The following is a 13,262-nucleotide window of genomic DNA, read 5'->3' as shown; positions in this document are numbered from 1 at the left end:
CGACGCTAATCCCTCGGCTCAATTGTTTGGGCAGCGTGTCTAACCATCGATCAGGTCGGTGGCACAATCGAGTATTGCCCCCACCCGCGTACGGGTGAGGGCAGGCATTGGTTCGACGCTCAGAGTTCCTGTAGCGACGTTACCGTGATTTCACCCTCAAGCCGGTTGCGCATGGCCAGTGCGGCGGCTTGCGATCCTGCTGCGGTGGTGAAGTACGGGATCTTGTCATATAGCGCGACGCGGCGGATTTCGCGGCTATCCTCGATGGAGCGAGCGCCCTCGGTCGTGTTGAACACGATCTGCACGCGCTTGTCCTTCATCGCGTCAACGATGTTTGGGCGGCCCTCGAATACCTTGTTCACCGTCGTTGCCTCAACCGCGTTTTCGCGTAGCCATGTTGCGGTGCCAGCGGTGGCGAGAATTTCGAAGCCCAGCGAGGCCAGAACCGTTGCGGCGTCCAGCATCATTGCGCCCTTATCCGCGTCCTTGATCGAGATGAAGGCAGTGCCATGATCGGGCAGTTTGACGCCTGCGCCCATCTGTGCCTTGAGGAAGGCACGGGGGAACGAACTGTCCAGACCCATGACCTCACCGGTGGAGCGCATTTCTGGCCCCAGGAGGGTATCAACGCCAGGGAAGCGGGCGAAGGGCAGCACTGCCTCCTTGACCGCGATGTGGTCGGGCTCTGCGGACTTCAGCGTGAAGTCGGACAGCTTCTCACCCGCCATCAGGCGCGCGGCGATGGAGGCGATGGGTGAGCCCACAGCCTTGGCCACGAAGGGCACGGTGCGTGAAGCGCGTGGGTTGACCTCCAGCACGAAGATCACGCCGTCCTTGATCGCGAATTGCACGTTCATCAGGCCGATAACGCCCAGTTTCAGGGCCATCGCCTCTGCCTGACGCTTTAGCTCTGTCACGGTTTCCGCGCTGAGGGAGTGTGGGGGCAGCGAGCAAGCACTGTCGCCCGAGTGGACGCCTGCCTCCTCGATATGCTCCATCACGCCGGCGACGTGGACGGTGGTGCCGTCGCACAGGCAATCCACGTCCACCTCGACCGCGCCGGTCAGGTAGCTGTCGAGCAGGACGGGTGCGTCACCCGAAACCTCAACTGCGGTTTTGATGTAGCGTTCCAGATGAGCGGTATCGCGCACGATTTCCATGCCGCGTCCGCCCAGCACGTAGGAGGGGCGGATGACCAGCGGGTAGCCGACATCCTTGGCAATCTCCATCGCCTGCTCGGAGGAGGAAGCGATGCCGTTGACGGGCTGTTTTAGCTCCAGCTCGTTCAGCATGGCCTGGAACCGCTCGCGGTCCTCGGCCAGATCAATCGCGTCGGGCGAGGTGCCGAGGATCGGGATGCCCTCATCCTGCAACGCATTGGCCAGTTTCAGCGGGGTTTGGCCGCCGAACTGAACGATAACGCCGTGCAGGGTGCCTGCCTCCTGCTCAACCCGCAGGATTTCGAGGGTGTGCTCCAGCGTCAGAGGCTCGAAATACAGGCGGTCGGAGGTATCGTAATCGGTCGAGACGGTTTCAGGGTTGCAGTTGACCATGATCGTCTCGTACCCGGCCGCCGTCAGGGCGTAGCAGGCGTGGACGCAGCAATAGTCGAACTCGATGCCCTGTCCGATCCGGTTTGGACCACCGCCAAGGATGACGACCTTCTTTGCCTCGGATGGGCGTGCCTCACACTCCACCTCGCCCATCATGTCCGCCTCGTAGGTGGAATACATGTAGGGGGTTTGCGCCTCGAACTCCGCCGCGCATGTGTCGATCCGTTTGAACACGGATTTGACGTTGGCGCGCAGGCGGGTGTGGCGAATGTCGGTTTCGGTGCGGCCGGTCAGGGTCGCAAGGCGGGCATCGGTGAAGCCCATCATCTTGATCTTGCGAATAGCATCCGTGGTTTCGGGCAGGCCGTTGGCGATAATCTCGGCCTCGGCCTCCACAATCTCACGTATACGGGCGAGGAACCACGGGTCGAAGGCGGTGATTGCCTTGATATGATCGTCGTCCAGCCCCATCCGCATGGCCTGTGCAATCACGCGCAGGCGGTCAGGGGTCGCGCGGGCCAGTTCGGCCAGCAGGTCATCGCGGCTGTCAAACTCGATGTCGTCAAAGCCGGACAGGCCGGTTTCCATCGAGGCGAGCGCCTTTTGCAGACTCTCATGGATGGTGCGGCCGATTGCCATCGCCTCACCCACGGATTTCATCGCGGTGGTCAGGTTGTCCTGCGCGCCGGGGAATTTCTCAAAGGCAAAGCGTGGGATCTTGGTGACGACGTAGTCGATTGTCGGCTCGAACGAAGCAGGCGTGACGCCGGTAATGTCGTTGTCCAGCTCGTCCAGCGTATAGCCGACAGCCAGCTTCGCCGCGATTTTCGCGATGGGGAAGCCGGTCGCCTTGGACGCCAGCGCGGAGGAGCGAGATACCCGTGGGTTCATCTCGATCACGACCATGCGGCCATTTTCGGGGTTTACGGCCCATTGCACGTTCGAGCCGCCGGTTTCTACGCCGATCTCACGCAGAACGGCAATCGAGGCGTTCCGCATCATCTGATATTCGCGGTCGGTCAGGGTCAGCGCAGGGGCGACGGTGATCGAATCGCCGGTATGCACGCCCATCGGGTCGATGTTTTCGATGGCGCAGATGATGATCGCGTTATCCGCCTTGTCGCGGACGACTTCCATCTCGAACTCTTTCCAGCCAAGCAAGCTTTCGTCGATCAGGATTTGGGACACGGGCGATGCGTCGAGGCCGGAGCGGCAGATCGCCTCGTAATCCTCGCGGTTATAGGCAACACCACCGCCGGTTCCGCCTAGGGTAAAGGCAGGGCGGATGATAGCGGGCAGGCCAACATGGTCGATGGCGTCCATCGCCTCGTCCATCGTGTTTACGATTGTGGCCTTCGGGTTTTCGAGGCCGAGGCGGTCCATTGCCTCGCGGAACAGTTTGCGGTCCTCGGCCATTTCGATGGCCTCACGCTTCGCGCCGATCAGCTCGACGTTGAATTTGGCCAGCACGCCCATATCGTCCAGTTCCAGCGCGGTGTTCAAACCGGTCTGGCCGCCCATCGTTGGCAGCAGCGCATCTGGGCGCTCCTTTTCGATGATCTTGGCAACAACTTCGGGGGTGATCGGTTCGATATAGGTCGCATCGGCCATATCGGGATCGGTCATGATCGTGGCGGGGTTCGAGTTTACCAGAATGACCCGGTAACCTTCCTCGCGCAGCGCCTTACACGCCTGTGCGCCGGAATAATCGAACTCGCAGGCCTGTCCAATGACGATAGGCCCTGCGCCGATGATCATGATGGATGAGATATCGGTACGTTTGGGCATGGGTCGTCCTCAACTGGCGGCGGGCAAATTGGGGCGTTGTTACGCCCGAGCGGCCTGCGGTGCAACCGTATTGGCTGGGGGTTTTTCGTGAACCTTTGTATAGATGGCCCGTTGCGCAGTGGGGAGTGGCATATGCCCGACAGAATCAGACCGTTAGAAGCCGTGATCGACGACTTTTCCGACGCGATTCACGCGGACGGCACCAGTGTCGGCGCGTTGGTCCATGCGTTCGAGGATCGGTCACTGGGCGCGGTGCTGGTTTTGCTGTCCGGTTTGCAACTGATTCCGATCATCGGGGCGATTCCCGGTGCGACCGATGTGCTGGCCGGTTTGGTCCTGATTTTCATCGTGCAAAGCTGGATCGGGCGTAAGGGCGTCTGGGTGCCGCAATTCATCGGTAAGCGTGAAATTGGCGAGCAGCGCTTGGACAGCGCCATTGAAAAGGCCCGCCCATGGGCGCAGCGCGTGGATGCATTGCTGAAAACCCGCCTGAGCATTTTGGTGAAAAGCCGTATCGCGCGGTTGGGCATCACTGTGGTGTGCGCGGGTTTGGCGATGTCGATCTTTGTTCTGGGGTTTGTTCCATTTGCCGCGATGCCGCCGTCCTTCGCGATTCTGGCCTTCGGGCTGGCATTGCTGGGGCGCGACGGATTGATGGCCTTGATCGGTTATCTGTTTGTGGGCGGCACGCTGATTCTGTCAGGGCGGGTCTGGGGCATGGTGTTTTAGGCTATTCGCCGAATGCGGGCCGGAATTGTAGCTGCCCCTGCGCTGCCTGATTGCCAAAGGACAGCCACTGTACGTTCCGGTCGGGCACGTTCGCGTAATGCAGCTTGCCATCGCTGCGAAATCCGAAGCGGCTGTAATAGTTCGGATCGCCGATCAGGGCGCAACCGGCGGCGCCCATGGTTTTCAAGCGACGCAGGCCATTCGTGATCAGCAGGCTGCCAATGCCTGTGCCTTGCAGGTCTGGCCGGACTGCGACTGGTCCCAGCCCGTACCAATCGCCCGCCTGTCCGTTCAGCGTAACGGGAGAGAAGGCAACATGGCCCACCACCTGCTGTTCCCTAGCCGCGGCGAGGGACAGAGTAAGGTCGCCGTCATCGCGCAGGGTGCCGATTAGAGCTGCTTCGGTCCCGTCGCTGAATGCTTTGGGTGCGAAGGCGGCGGCGGTGATGTCGAAAATTACCTGCGCATCTTCGGGCCGTTCGGGGCGGATTTCGACCTGCATCGTTCAGCTTTCGTCCGGTTTGCGGCGAATCCCCAGTGGTGCACCCAGTTGCGGTGGGCGGGGGTGATCGGCGTGGTCCGACTTCATTTGTGCCAGACGGGCCTGCGCCCAGTCGGGATAGGAGGTGGAGCGTCGTGTCGTCAGGTCCACCGCCATGACAAGCTGTTCGGCCATCGCACGCACGGTGCCGTCGACCACCAGCTCTCCCATTATGTGCATCCGCTTTGCGTCATGATCCAGCAGGGTAAAGCGGCCTGTGATGCTCTCTCCCTGCAAAATCTCGCCAATGTAATGCATGTGCATCTGCACGACATATGACCCCTGTCGTGCGCGGGCGACGTAGTCCAGCCCAAGGCCGAGATGGTCCTCGAACATGTGATCGACGGCCTGATCCAGCGCGATCGAGTAATATCCGACATTCATGTGGCCGTTATGGTCGATCCACTCTGCTGGCACCTGACGTGCCGGTGTTGTGATGGGGGCAGGGTAGGGGCCGTCATGTCCGTCGTGCATCTGGGTTTCGTCCTTTGACAATCCTGTGCCCCCTGCGCAGGATCGCGCCAAAATGGGAGGCTATTATGAGTATTCAAGCGGCGATTGACGCCTTGGGCAAGGCATTGGGCGACAAGGTTCAGACCGGTGCCAGCATTCGTGCCCTACATGGCGGCAATGAGAGCTATTTTGACGAGGTTCTGCCCGACGCCGTGGTTTTCCCATCCAGCACCGCAGATGTCCAACAGGTCGTGCAGATTTGTGCCGCGCAGGGATGTCCGATTGTGCCGTGGGGGACCGGAACCTCGCTGGAGGGGCATGCGCTGGCCATTCGGGGTGGCATCAGTCTGGATATGACCAATATGGCCGCGATGGTGCAGGTGAACGCCGCAGATATGGATTGCCGTGTTCAGCCGGGTTGCACGCGTGAGGCGCTGAACACTGAGCTGCGCGCCACCGGCTTGTTCTTTCCGGTCGATCCGGGGGCGAATGCGTCACTGGGCGGTATGGCGGCGACGCGGGCATCTGGCACAACCGCTGTGCGATACGGCACGATGCGCGAAAACGTGCTGGGGCTGGAGGTGGTTCTGGCTGATGGGCGTGTGATCCGCACGGGTAGTCGCGCGCGCAAATCTTCGGCCGGATATGATTTGACCAAGCTGATGATCGGGTCCGAGGGCACATTGGGCATCATCACCGAGCTGACGTTGAAATTGCAGGGGCAGCCAGAGGCAGCAGCCAGCGCGATTTGTGCCTTCCCTGATGTGGATAGTGCAGTTCAGGCTGTGCAGATGACCATGCAGATGGGTGTTCCCATGGCGCGGATCGAGTTTCTGGACGCGGAATGTGTGCGCGCCGTCAATCAGGCCGATGGGCGTGATATGCCCGAGGTGCCGCATTTGTTCATGGAATTCCACGGAACCGAGGCAGGCGTGGCCGAGCAGGCAGAGACGGTGCGCGGCATTGTGGATGAGTTCGGCGGCAGTGCCTTTGACTGGTCCACCGTACAGGAGGTTCGCGCAAAGCTGTGGCATGCACGGCATAATGCATATTACTCGATCAAGGCGCTGCGCCCCGGTTGCCGTGCGGTGACGACGGATGTGTGCGTCCCGATCTCGGCTCTGGCGCAGGCGGTGCAGGAAACGGCGGCGGATATTGCGGCCAGCACCCTGATGGGCCCGATCCTTGGCCATGTGGGCGACGGTAATTTCCACGCCGCCCTGTTGATCGAGGAGGGGAACGCGGCCGAATTGGCAGAGGCAAAGCGCCTGTCGCATTTGATGGCGGAACGCGCGATCCGTTTGGGCGGCACTGTCACCGGTGAGCATGGCGTTGGCATGGGTAAGACCAAATATATGGCCGATGAACATGGTGAGGGATGGCAGGTCATGGGCGCGATCAAGATGGCGCTGGACCCGCAGGGCATCCTGAACCCCGGTAAGGTTGTGGATGTGAACTAAGGGCCTCCGGCGGGGATATTGGGAGAATGCGATGAGGGTCAATGCGCCTGGAGAACTGCCCCATGCCTTTGCCGCCGCGTGGATGGCGCGGGATGCTGCTGCCTTGGCCGCGCTATTTGTGCCGGATGCTGACTTCGTCAATGTGGTCGGCATCTGGTGGCAGGATCGCGGGGCGATTGAGGCGGCGCATTATTACGGTCTGACCACGTTTTTCCGCGATTCCGTTCTGAGTGTCGGGCGGGTCAAGCTGCGCATGTTGGGCGCGGATCATGCCGTGGTGCATGCACGGATGCGGCTGCGGGGGCAATATGCGCCGGATGGTGGTATTGCGGCGGATCGGCAGAACATGCTGACCTTTGTTTGCACGCGGGATGCGCTGGGCTGGCAGGCGGTTGCCGTGCAGAACACCGATATTGTGGCCGGAGCAGAGACTTTGGTGGTTGAGGGCGCTGGGCTGCGCCCGCAGGATTATCGCGATACGACCTGATCGGTTGGCAGGGCCGTTGCGAATTCGCCGTGTAGCTGGTCGATTGCGGCGTCATGGATGCTTTGCGCGCTGGCGACCTGTCCGTTGCGCCATGAGGGCTGCACGTTTTGGGTAAAAGCGGCGCAGGCATCGTGGACCAGCGTAACACTGAACCCCAGATTGGCGGCCATACGGGTGGTGGTGGACACGCAATGCGGGGTGGTGAGGCCGCAAATCGTGACCTCCGCCGCGTTCAGCGCGATCAGGCGGTCCTGTAGGTCGGTGCCGATAAAGCCGGAATTGGTGGATTTATCGAGAACCGGCTCATCAGGGTTCGGAGCCACGACTGCCTGAATTTTGGCGCCGTTACCGATCAGCGGGGATTTCGGATTGGTGGTCAGGTGCCGCACAAAGATCACCGGCTGTCCTGTCGTGCGCCAATGGGCCAGCAGGTGGGCGGCGTTTTCCTCGGCGTTCGGGTTGTTGCGCTGACCCCAATAGGGGGCATTTGCAGGCTCGATGAACGCTTGCTGGATGTCGATCAGGAGGAGGGCGTTGGTCATGGCAAAACCTTTGGTCGCCCCGCCACATGGAACAGCGGCGGGACGGGTTCAGGGTTACATGTTTTTCTGGCGATAGTGCAGACGGCGCACCGATCCGGTTTTGGAGCGCATGAGGATCGTCTCCGTTTCCAGATAGTCGCCATCGCGGCGTGCGCCCTGAACGATGGAGCCGTCGGTCACGCCGGTCGCGGCAAAGATCACGTCCTCGGTCACCAGATCGTCGCGCTCGTAAATGCGGTCGTAATCGGTGATGCCTGCCTTGTCCGCGCGGCCACGCTCGTCGTCATTGCGGAACAACAGGCGGCCCTGCATCTGGCCACCCATGCATTTCAGCGCTGCTGCGGCCAGAACGCCCTCGGGTGCGCCGCCCGAGCCCATATACATGTCGATGCCGGTCTTTTCTGCCTCGGCGCAGTGGATGATGCCAGCAACGTCGCCATCGGTAATCAGGCGGATGCGGGCACCGGTTGCGCGGATCTCAGCGATCAGGGCCTGATGGCGGGGGCGTTCCAGAACGCAAACCATGACGCCCTCGGGCGTGCAGCCCTTGGCCGCGGCCATGACCTGAATGCGCTGGGTCGGTGACATGTCCAGCGTGACCAGACCGGCGGGATAGCCGGGGCCGATTGCCAGTTTGTCCATATACACATCCGGTGCGTGCAGCATTGATCCACGTGGCCCAAGGGCGATCACGGCCAGTGCGTTTGGCATATCCTTGGCTGTCAGGGTTGTCCCCTCCAGCGGGTCCAGTGCGATATCCACGCCGGGGCCGTTGCCGGTGCCGACTTCCTCACCGATGAACAGCATGGGGGCCTCGTCACGCTCACCCTCACCGATAACGACGACGCCCTTGATGTCGAGCATGTTGAGCTGCGTGCGCATGGCGTCCACGGCGGCCTGATCGGCGGCCTTCTCATCACCCGAACCGATCAGCTTGGCCGAGGCGATGGCGGCTGCTTCGGACACACGGGCGAGGCCGAGGCTGAGCATACGATCCGAGAAAAGGGGGTCTTTTGCGGGCATGGTGGCCTCCGATAATTGGTGTCGCACCTTTCCTGCGCGCTGACCGTTCACGTTGCAAGACCCTTAGCACGACGCGCGCGGATCAAAGCGGTTGCAGGCCGTCATGCCCGTATTTCTGGCACGCACTGCCCGACATTTTTGCAGGGATGAACCGTTTCGGGCGCTGTGACGTCGGGGAAGCAGCGGGAAAAGGCTATGCATAGGCGCGCCTGCGGGCCACGCTGGACAAAACAAAAAATGGGGATGGAAATGCTGATCGAGATCTTTTTGCCATTATCACTGGCATTCATCATGTTTTCGTTGGGATTGGGCCTAACGCCCGGCGATTTTACACGGGTGGCGCGAATGCCGACCGCCTTTGCCATTGGCGCAATTGCGCAAGTGGTGGTTTTGCCTTTGGTCGCGTTCGCGCTGTTGCCACTCTTTCGGGTGCAGCCTGAACTGGCCGTCGGCGTGATGATATTGGCCTGCGCACCGGGTGGCGTGACCTCAAACGTCATTACCAAACTTGCGGGGGAGGCTGTTGCGCTGTCGGTCAGTTTGACGGCGGTGGTCAGTTTGCTGAGTGTTGTGACAGTCCCGATGCTGGTCGCATTTTCCGTGTGGTTTTTCATGGGCGAGGACGCGCCAGAGGTTGATGTGACATCCCTCGCGGTCACGATGTTCATGCTGACCGCTGTTCCTGTCGGGCTGGGCGTCGCAATGCGTGCATTCGCTACCAGTTTCGCCATCCGGTTCGAGGTGATTGCAGGGCGGATCGCTGCGGTTCTGTTCGTGCTGATCGTTATCGGTGCCGTTGCTGCGAACTGGGCGCTATTCATAACCTATCTGCCAGTGCTGGGACCGCTGCTGGTTCTGCTAAACATTTTGATGCTGGCGATCGGCTATGCTTTGGCGTTGGCCGGTGGGCTGGATGTGCGCGAACGGATCACGGTGGCGATTGAGGCCGGAGTACAGAACAGCACGGTGGGTATCACCGTTGGGGCAATCGTTGGTGCGGGGGCTGCTGGTGCGGCGTTGGGGCCGTTCAGTTTGGCGGCCGGTGTTTACGGGATCACCATGTATTTTGTGGCTGTTCCCGTCCTGCTATGGATGCGGCGCAAGTGAGGCGCTGCCCGTCGCAGGTAACTGCGGCGGGCGATTTCAGGCGGGTTGCCCCTCGGCCTTAACCTCACGAATGGGCAGGTGCACGATGGCAGAGAACGCGCCGATACCAACACCGACCCACCAGACCGTCGTGTAGGTTCCGTACAGATCGTAGAGCTTGCCCCCCAACCACACGCCAAGAAAGCTGCCCAATTGGTGTGAGAAAAACACGATCCCGTATAGCGTGCCCATATAGCGCAGCCCGTAAATATGCGCGATCAGGCCAGAGGTCAGCGGCACAGTGGCCAGCCACAAGCTGCCCATCGTGATCGAGAAGATGACCACCGTTAGCGGTGTCATCGGCAGCAGGATAAACAGCGCCGCGATGATTGTGCGGCCCGTATAAATCCCCGCCAGCAGGTATTTGCGGGGGAAGGTCGCGCCCAGTTTGCCTGCATAGATCGTGCCTGCAATATTGGCTAGGCCAATCAGCGCGATGGACCATGCGCCAAGCTGTGTGGTGTTTGAAATACCTAGGCTGTCCAGAACCCCACCCGCTGTGATGGGACCGCAGACCTCTGCCACAAAGGCGGGGAAGTGTGCGGTGACAAAGGCCAGCTGATAGCCGCAGGAAAAGAAGCCCACAAAGATCAGTATATAGGACGGGTCGCGGAATGCGCGGCCCAGAATTTGACCCATGGTTTCCTCCAGCTCCGCACGGGGGGCGGGGGCGGGAACCTTCATCAGGGGTAGGAACATTAGTGAGGCGAGGATCAGCCCCGCGAAAACCAGAAACACGCCGGACCATGTCATAAAGCCCAGCAGCAATGCCGCCATTGGTGGCCCGACAATCTGCCCCGCACTGCCCGCCGCAGTCGCAATACCCAGCGCCATGGAGCGATGCTCGGGCGCGGTGGCGCGGCCTACGACTGCCAAAATCACGCCAAAACCGGTGCCTGCAATGCCGAAACCAACGAGGACTTCCAGCATCTGCATTTGCCCCGGCGTGACCGCATAGGCCGATAGTGACAGACCGATTGCATAGGTCAACGCGCCGAGGATGATTGCCTTACGGTCGCCGAACTTCTCGGCAATGGCGGAAAAGATCGGTTGCCCGATGCCCCATGCGAGGTTTTGCACCGCAATGGCGAGGGAAAATTCGGAGCGTAGCCAGCCGAATTCATCCGCCACAGGCAGTTGGAACATGCCGAAACTGGCACGAATGCCGAAGCTGACGATCATAATCAGCGAGCCTGCAATCAGGACGGGGGTGAACAGGCGGGACTGGGTCATCATGGGCTCCGATTTCTAGCGCAGACCGTAGGGGCGGCGTGCGGTGCGGGCAAAGCAATTTTCGTTCTGTGTGGATCACCAGAATTGATGAATCTTGACCTCTGGTCGTGCGGGCTGTGTGGCGCTACTGATACGATATGACTGATGGACCCTTACCCCGATATCGCGCGCTGATCGCGGATGGCACGCTGGAGGCGGACCCCGCGCAGCGGCTGGCCGTGGAAAAGCTGCAATTGTTGCACACGCGGCTAAACGGTTATGACCCCACCGCCGGACGCAAGGTTCGTCTGGGCCTGTTCGGTTGGGGGCGTGAGCGGGTGCGCGAGGCGGACATACCCGGCCTGTATCTGTATGGCGGCGTCGGGCGCGGCAAATCCATGTTGATGGATCTGTTTTTCGACACAGCCCCCGTGGCGGCGAAGCAGCGTGTGCATTTCCATGCCTTTATGCAGGACGTGCATGACCGCATTGGTGACGCGCGCAAGGCCGGACGCGAGGACCCCGTGGAACCCGTGGCCGAGGCGATTGCGCAGGGTGCGACGCTGTTATGCTTTGACGAAATGCAGATCACTGACATCACTGATGCCATGCTGGTGGGACGCTTGTTCGAGAAGTTGTTCGAGCGGGGAACCATCGTTGTTGCCACCTCGAACCGGCATCCGGACGAGTTGTACAAGAACGGCCTGAACCGGCAGTTGTTCGTGCCATTCATCGCGCAGATCAAGGCGCGGATGGAGGTGCATCATCTGGAAAGCACCACCGACCACCGGCTTGGGCGGCTCTCAGGGCGTGACGTGTATTTCACCGGCGCGGATGCTGCGGCGCGAATGGATGATCTGTGGCATGATCTGGCGGGGGGCGACGGTGCGCCGCTGAAAATCGCCCGCAAGGGGCGTGAGATTGTGATCCCGCGTTATCGCAACGGCGTTGGCCGCGGGGATTTCGCCGCGTTTTGCAAGCTGCCCCTAGGCCCCGGTGATTATCTGGAGATCGCGAAGGCCGTGCGGACCCTGATGATCGACGATGTGCCGATGTTGCGGCGTGAGGCGGCGAACGAGGCGAAGCGCTTCGTCACGCTGATCGACGCATTATATGAGGCGAAAGTCGGCTTGGTTATGTCCGCCGCCGCAGAACCTGATGCGTTATACGAGGAGGGCGACGGCGCATTCGAATTCCAACGTACCGCCAGCCGCCTGCATGAGATGGCCAGCGATAGTTGGGGCAGCTAGGTTACTTTAACCACAACTCCACCCGACGGTTTGTGGCGCGGCCTGCATCATTGTCGTTACAGTCAGTGGGTGTCAGTTCGCCAAACCCGTAAACCTTGGTTGTGAACGTGTCAGCATAGATCGGCGGGATTTGGTCGCGCAGGGTCGCCACAGCGCAGCATAAGGGGCTATGTGACAGTCGTTTTGCGGCATTGTCTCAAGATTTTGACATGGCACGAGCCAGTGTCACAAATGCAAAACGCCGCCCGATTGTGGTCGGACGGCGTTTGAAGTGTTGGTTCGGGCGTCTGGGATTAGACCCGACGCTCGCGCATCATCTGTTTGATCGCGGCGATGGATTTTGCCGGATTCAAGCCCTTGGGGCAGGTCTTGGTGCAGTTCATGATCGTGTGGCAGCGGTACAGCTTGAACGGATCCTCAAGCTGATCCAGACGCTCACCCGTTGCCTCATCCCGGCTATCAATGATCCAGCGATAGGCGTGCAACAATGCTGCTGGGCCGAGGTAGCGATCGCCGTTCCACCAGTAGGATGGGCACGAGGTGGAGCAGGATGCGCACATCACGCATTCATACAGGCCGTCGAGTTTTTTACGATCCTCGATCGACTGACGCCATTCCTTGGCCGGACGGTTCGTCTTCGTCTCAAGCCATGGCATGATGCTGGCATGCTGCGCGTAGAAATGCGTCAGGTCGGGGATCAAATCCTTGACTACAGGCATGTGGGGCAGAGGATAAATCGCGATGTCGCCCTTTACCTCGTCCAGGCCATAGATACAGGCCAGCGTGTTGATGCCGCCGATATTCATCGCGCAGGACCCGCAGATCCCCTCACGACAGGACCGGCGGAAGGTCAGGGTGGGGTCGATCTCGTTCTTGATCTTGATCAACGCATCCAGAACCATCGGTCCGCAATCATCCAGATCGAGGAAATAGGTGTCCGTGCGCGGGTTTTCACCCGTATCGGGATCCCAGCGATAGATCTTGAACTTACGCAGATTGGTCGCGCCCTCGGGCTTCGGCCAAGTCTTACCGACAGTCACGCGGGAGTTCTTGGGGAGTGTAAATTCAACCATCAGCT

General features: G+C 60.6%; 12 protein-coding genes. 5 read left to right on the top strand and 7 right to left on the bottom strand.

Annotated features, from left to right (window positions below; all coding sequences use genetic code 11):
• Positions 1 to 119: 119 nt before the first annotated feature.
• The gene (carB, locus tag CR254_RS02570; protein ID WP_097928236.1) at positions 120 to 3,341 is read right to left on the bottom strand and encodes a carbamoyl-phosphate synthase large subunit; all 3,222 of its coding nucleotides are present in this window, start codon (positions 3,339 to 3,341) and stop codon (positions 120 to 122) included.
• A 132-nt stretch (positions 3,342 to 3,473) separates the two neighbouring features.
• On the opposite strand from carB, the gene CR254_RS02565 reads away from it, so the two are divergent.
• Positions 3,474 to 4,070, top strand: coding sequence for an exopolysaccharide biosynthesis protein (locus CR254_RS02565; RefSeq protein WP_097928235.1), 597 nt, complete (start codon positions 3,474 to 3,476; stop codon positions 4,068 to 4,070).
• Between the two features lies 1 nt (position 4,071).
• On the opposite strand, the gene CR254_RS02560 is transcribed toward CR254_RS02565, so the two are convergent.
• Together CR254_RS02560 and CR254_RS02555 are read right to left on the bottom strand one after the other, a co-directional pair.
• Positions 4,072 to 4,572 (bottom strand): GNAT family N-acetyltransferase, encoded by a 501-nt coding sequence (locus tag CR254_RS02560; protein WP_097928234.1) that lies wholly within the window; start codon positions 4,570 to 4,572, stop codon positions 4,072 to 4,074.
• A gap of 3 nt (positions 4,573 to 4,575) precedes the next feature.
• The gene (locus CR254_RS02555) at positions 4,576 to 5,085 is read right to left on the bottom strand and encodes a thioesterase family protein (RefSeq protein ID WP_097928233.1); all 510 of its coding nucleotides are present in this window, start codon (positions 5,083 to 5,085) and stop codon (positions 4,576 to 4,578) included.
• Between the two features lie 65 nt (positions 5,086 to 5,150).
• Between CR254_RS02555 and CR254_RS02550 the strand changes: the two genes are divergently transcribed.
• Positions 5,151 to 6,524: an FAD-binding oxidoreductase gene (locus CR254_RS02550; RefSeq protein WP_097928232.1), complete on the top strand. Its 1,374-nt coding sequence runs from the start codon at positions 5,151 to 5,153 to the stop codon at positions 6,522 to 6,524.
• Between the two features lie 31 nt (positions 6,525 to 6,555).
• Entirely contained in the window at positions 6,556 to 7,011 is a 456-nt protein-coding gene (locus CR254_RS02545) for an SgcJ/EcaC family oxidoreductase (protein WP_097928231.1), read from the top strand.
• Here the strand turns inward: CR254_RS02545 and CR254_RS02540 are convergent.
• Positions 6,993 to 7,553 carry a cysteine hydrolase family protein gene (locus CR254_RS02540; RefSeq protein ID WP_097928230.1) on the bottom strand — a complete coding sequence of 187 codons (561 nt, stop codon included), beginning with the start codon at positions 7,551 to 7,553 and terminating at the stop codon, positions 6,993 to 6,995. The genes CR254_RS02545 and CR254_RS02540 overlap by 19 nt on opposite strands.
• 54 nt (positions 7,554 to 7,607) lie before the next feature.
• Complete coding sequence (glpX, locus tag CR254_RS02535) at positions 7,608 to 8,576, bottom strand: class II fructose-bisphosphatase (RefSeq protein WP_097928229.1); 969 nt, start codon at positions 8,574 to 8,576, stop codon at positions 7,608 to 7,610.
• Between the two features lie 249 nt (positions 8,577 to 8,825).
• On the opposite strand from glpX, the gene CR254_RS02530 reads away from it, so the two are divergent.
• The gene (locus CR254_RS02530; protein ID WP_245851349.1) at positions 8,826 to 9,683 is read left to right on the top strand and encodes a bile acid:sodium symporter family protein; all 858 of its coding nucleotides are present in this window, start codon (positions 8,826 to 8,828) and stop codon (positions 9,681 to 9,683) included.
• 36 nt (positions 9,684 to 9,719) lie between these two features.
• On the opposite strand, the gene CR254_RS02525 is transcribed toward CR254_RS02530, so the two are convergent.
• Positions 9,720 to 10,955, bottom strand: a complete 1,236-nt coding sequence (locus CR254_RS02525; RefSeq protein WP_097928228.1) for an MFS transporter — start codon at positions 10,953 to 10,955, stop codon at positions 9,720 to 9,722.
• Between the two features lie 137 nt (positions 10,956 to 11,092).
• Between CR254_RS02525 and zapE the strand changes: the two genes are divergently transcribed.
• The gene (zapE, locus tag CR254_RS02520; RefSeq protein ID WP_097928227.1) at positions 11,093 to 12,184 is read left to right on the top strand and encodes a cell division protein ZapE; all 1,092 of its coding nucleotides are present in this window, start codon (positions 11,093 to 11,095) and stop codon (positions 12,182 to 12,184) included.
• Between the two features lie 293 nt (positions 12,185 to 12,477).
• Here zapE and CR254_RS02515 read toward each other — a convergent pair whose 3' ends face one another.
• Positions 12,478 to 13,257: a succinate dehydrogenase iron-sulfur subunit gene (locus tag CR254_RS02515; protein WP_097928226.1), complete on the bottom strand. Its 780-nt coding sequence runs from the start codon at positions 13,255 to 13,257 to the stop codon at positions 12,478 to 12,480.
• Between the last annotated feature and the right edge of the window lie 5 nt (positions 13,258 to 13,262).

The organism is Pontivivens marinum (assembly GCF_900231835.1).
GTDB classification, from domain to species: Bacteria; Pseudomonadota; Alphaproteobacteria; order Rhodobacterales; family Rhodobacteraceae; genus Pontivivens; species Pontivivens marinum.
This window is presented reverse-complemented; position numbering and strand designations above follow the sequence as displayed.

Excerpts from the sequence above, each read along its gene's own strand:
- carB (WP_097928236.1), bottom strand. The coding sequence starts at position 3,341 with ATGCCCAAACGTACCGATATCTCATCCATCATGATCATCGGCGCAGGG.
- CR254_RS02565 (WP_097928235.1), top strand. The coding sequence starts at position 3,474 with ATGCCCGACAGAATCAGACCGTTAGAAGCCGTGATCGACGACTTTTCC.
- CR254_RS02560 (WP_097928234.1), bottom strand. The coding sequence starts at position 4,572 with ATGCAGGTCGAAATCCGCCCCGAACGGCCCGAAGATGCGCAGGTAATT.
- CR254_RS02555 (WP_097928233.1), bottom strand. The coding sequence starts at position 5,085 with ATGCACGACGGACATGACGGCCCCTACCCTGCCCCCATCACAACACCG.
- CR254_RS02550 (WP_097928232.1), top strand. The coding sequence starts at position 5,151 with ATGAGTATTCAAGCGGCGATTGACGCCTTGGGCAAGGCATTGGGCGAC.
- CR254_RS02545 (WP_097928231.1), top strand. The coding sequence starts at position 6,556 with ATGAGGGTCAATGCGCCTGGAGAACTGCCCCATGCCTTTGCCGCCGCG.
- CR254_RS02540 (WP_097928230.1), bottom strand. The coding sequence starts at position 7,553 with ATGACCAACGCCCTCCTCCTGATCGACATCCAGCAAGCGTTCATCGAG.
- glpX (WP_097928229.1), bottom strand. The coding sequence starts at position 8,576 with ATGCCCGCAAAAGACCCCCTTTTCTCGGATCGTATGCTCAGCCTCGGC.
- CR254_RS02530 (WP_245851349.1), top strand. The coding sequence starts at position 8,826 with ATGCTGATCGAGATCTTTTTGCCATTATCACTGGCATTCATCATGTTT.
- CR254_RS02525 (WP_097928228.1), bottom strand. The coding sequence starts at position 10,955 with ATGACCCAGTCCCGCCTGTTCACCCCCGTCCTGATTGCAGGCTCGCTG.
- zapE (WP_097928227.1), top strand. The coding sequence starts at position 11,093 with ATGACTGATGGACCCTTACCCCGATATCGCGCGCTGATCGCGGATGGC.
- CR254_RS02515 (WP_097928226.1), bottom strand. The coding sequence starts at position 13,257 with ATGGTTGAATTTACACTCCCCAAGAACTCCCGCGTGACTGTCGGTAAG.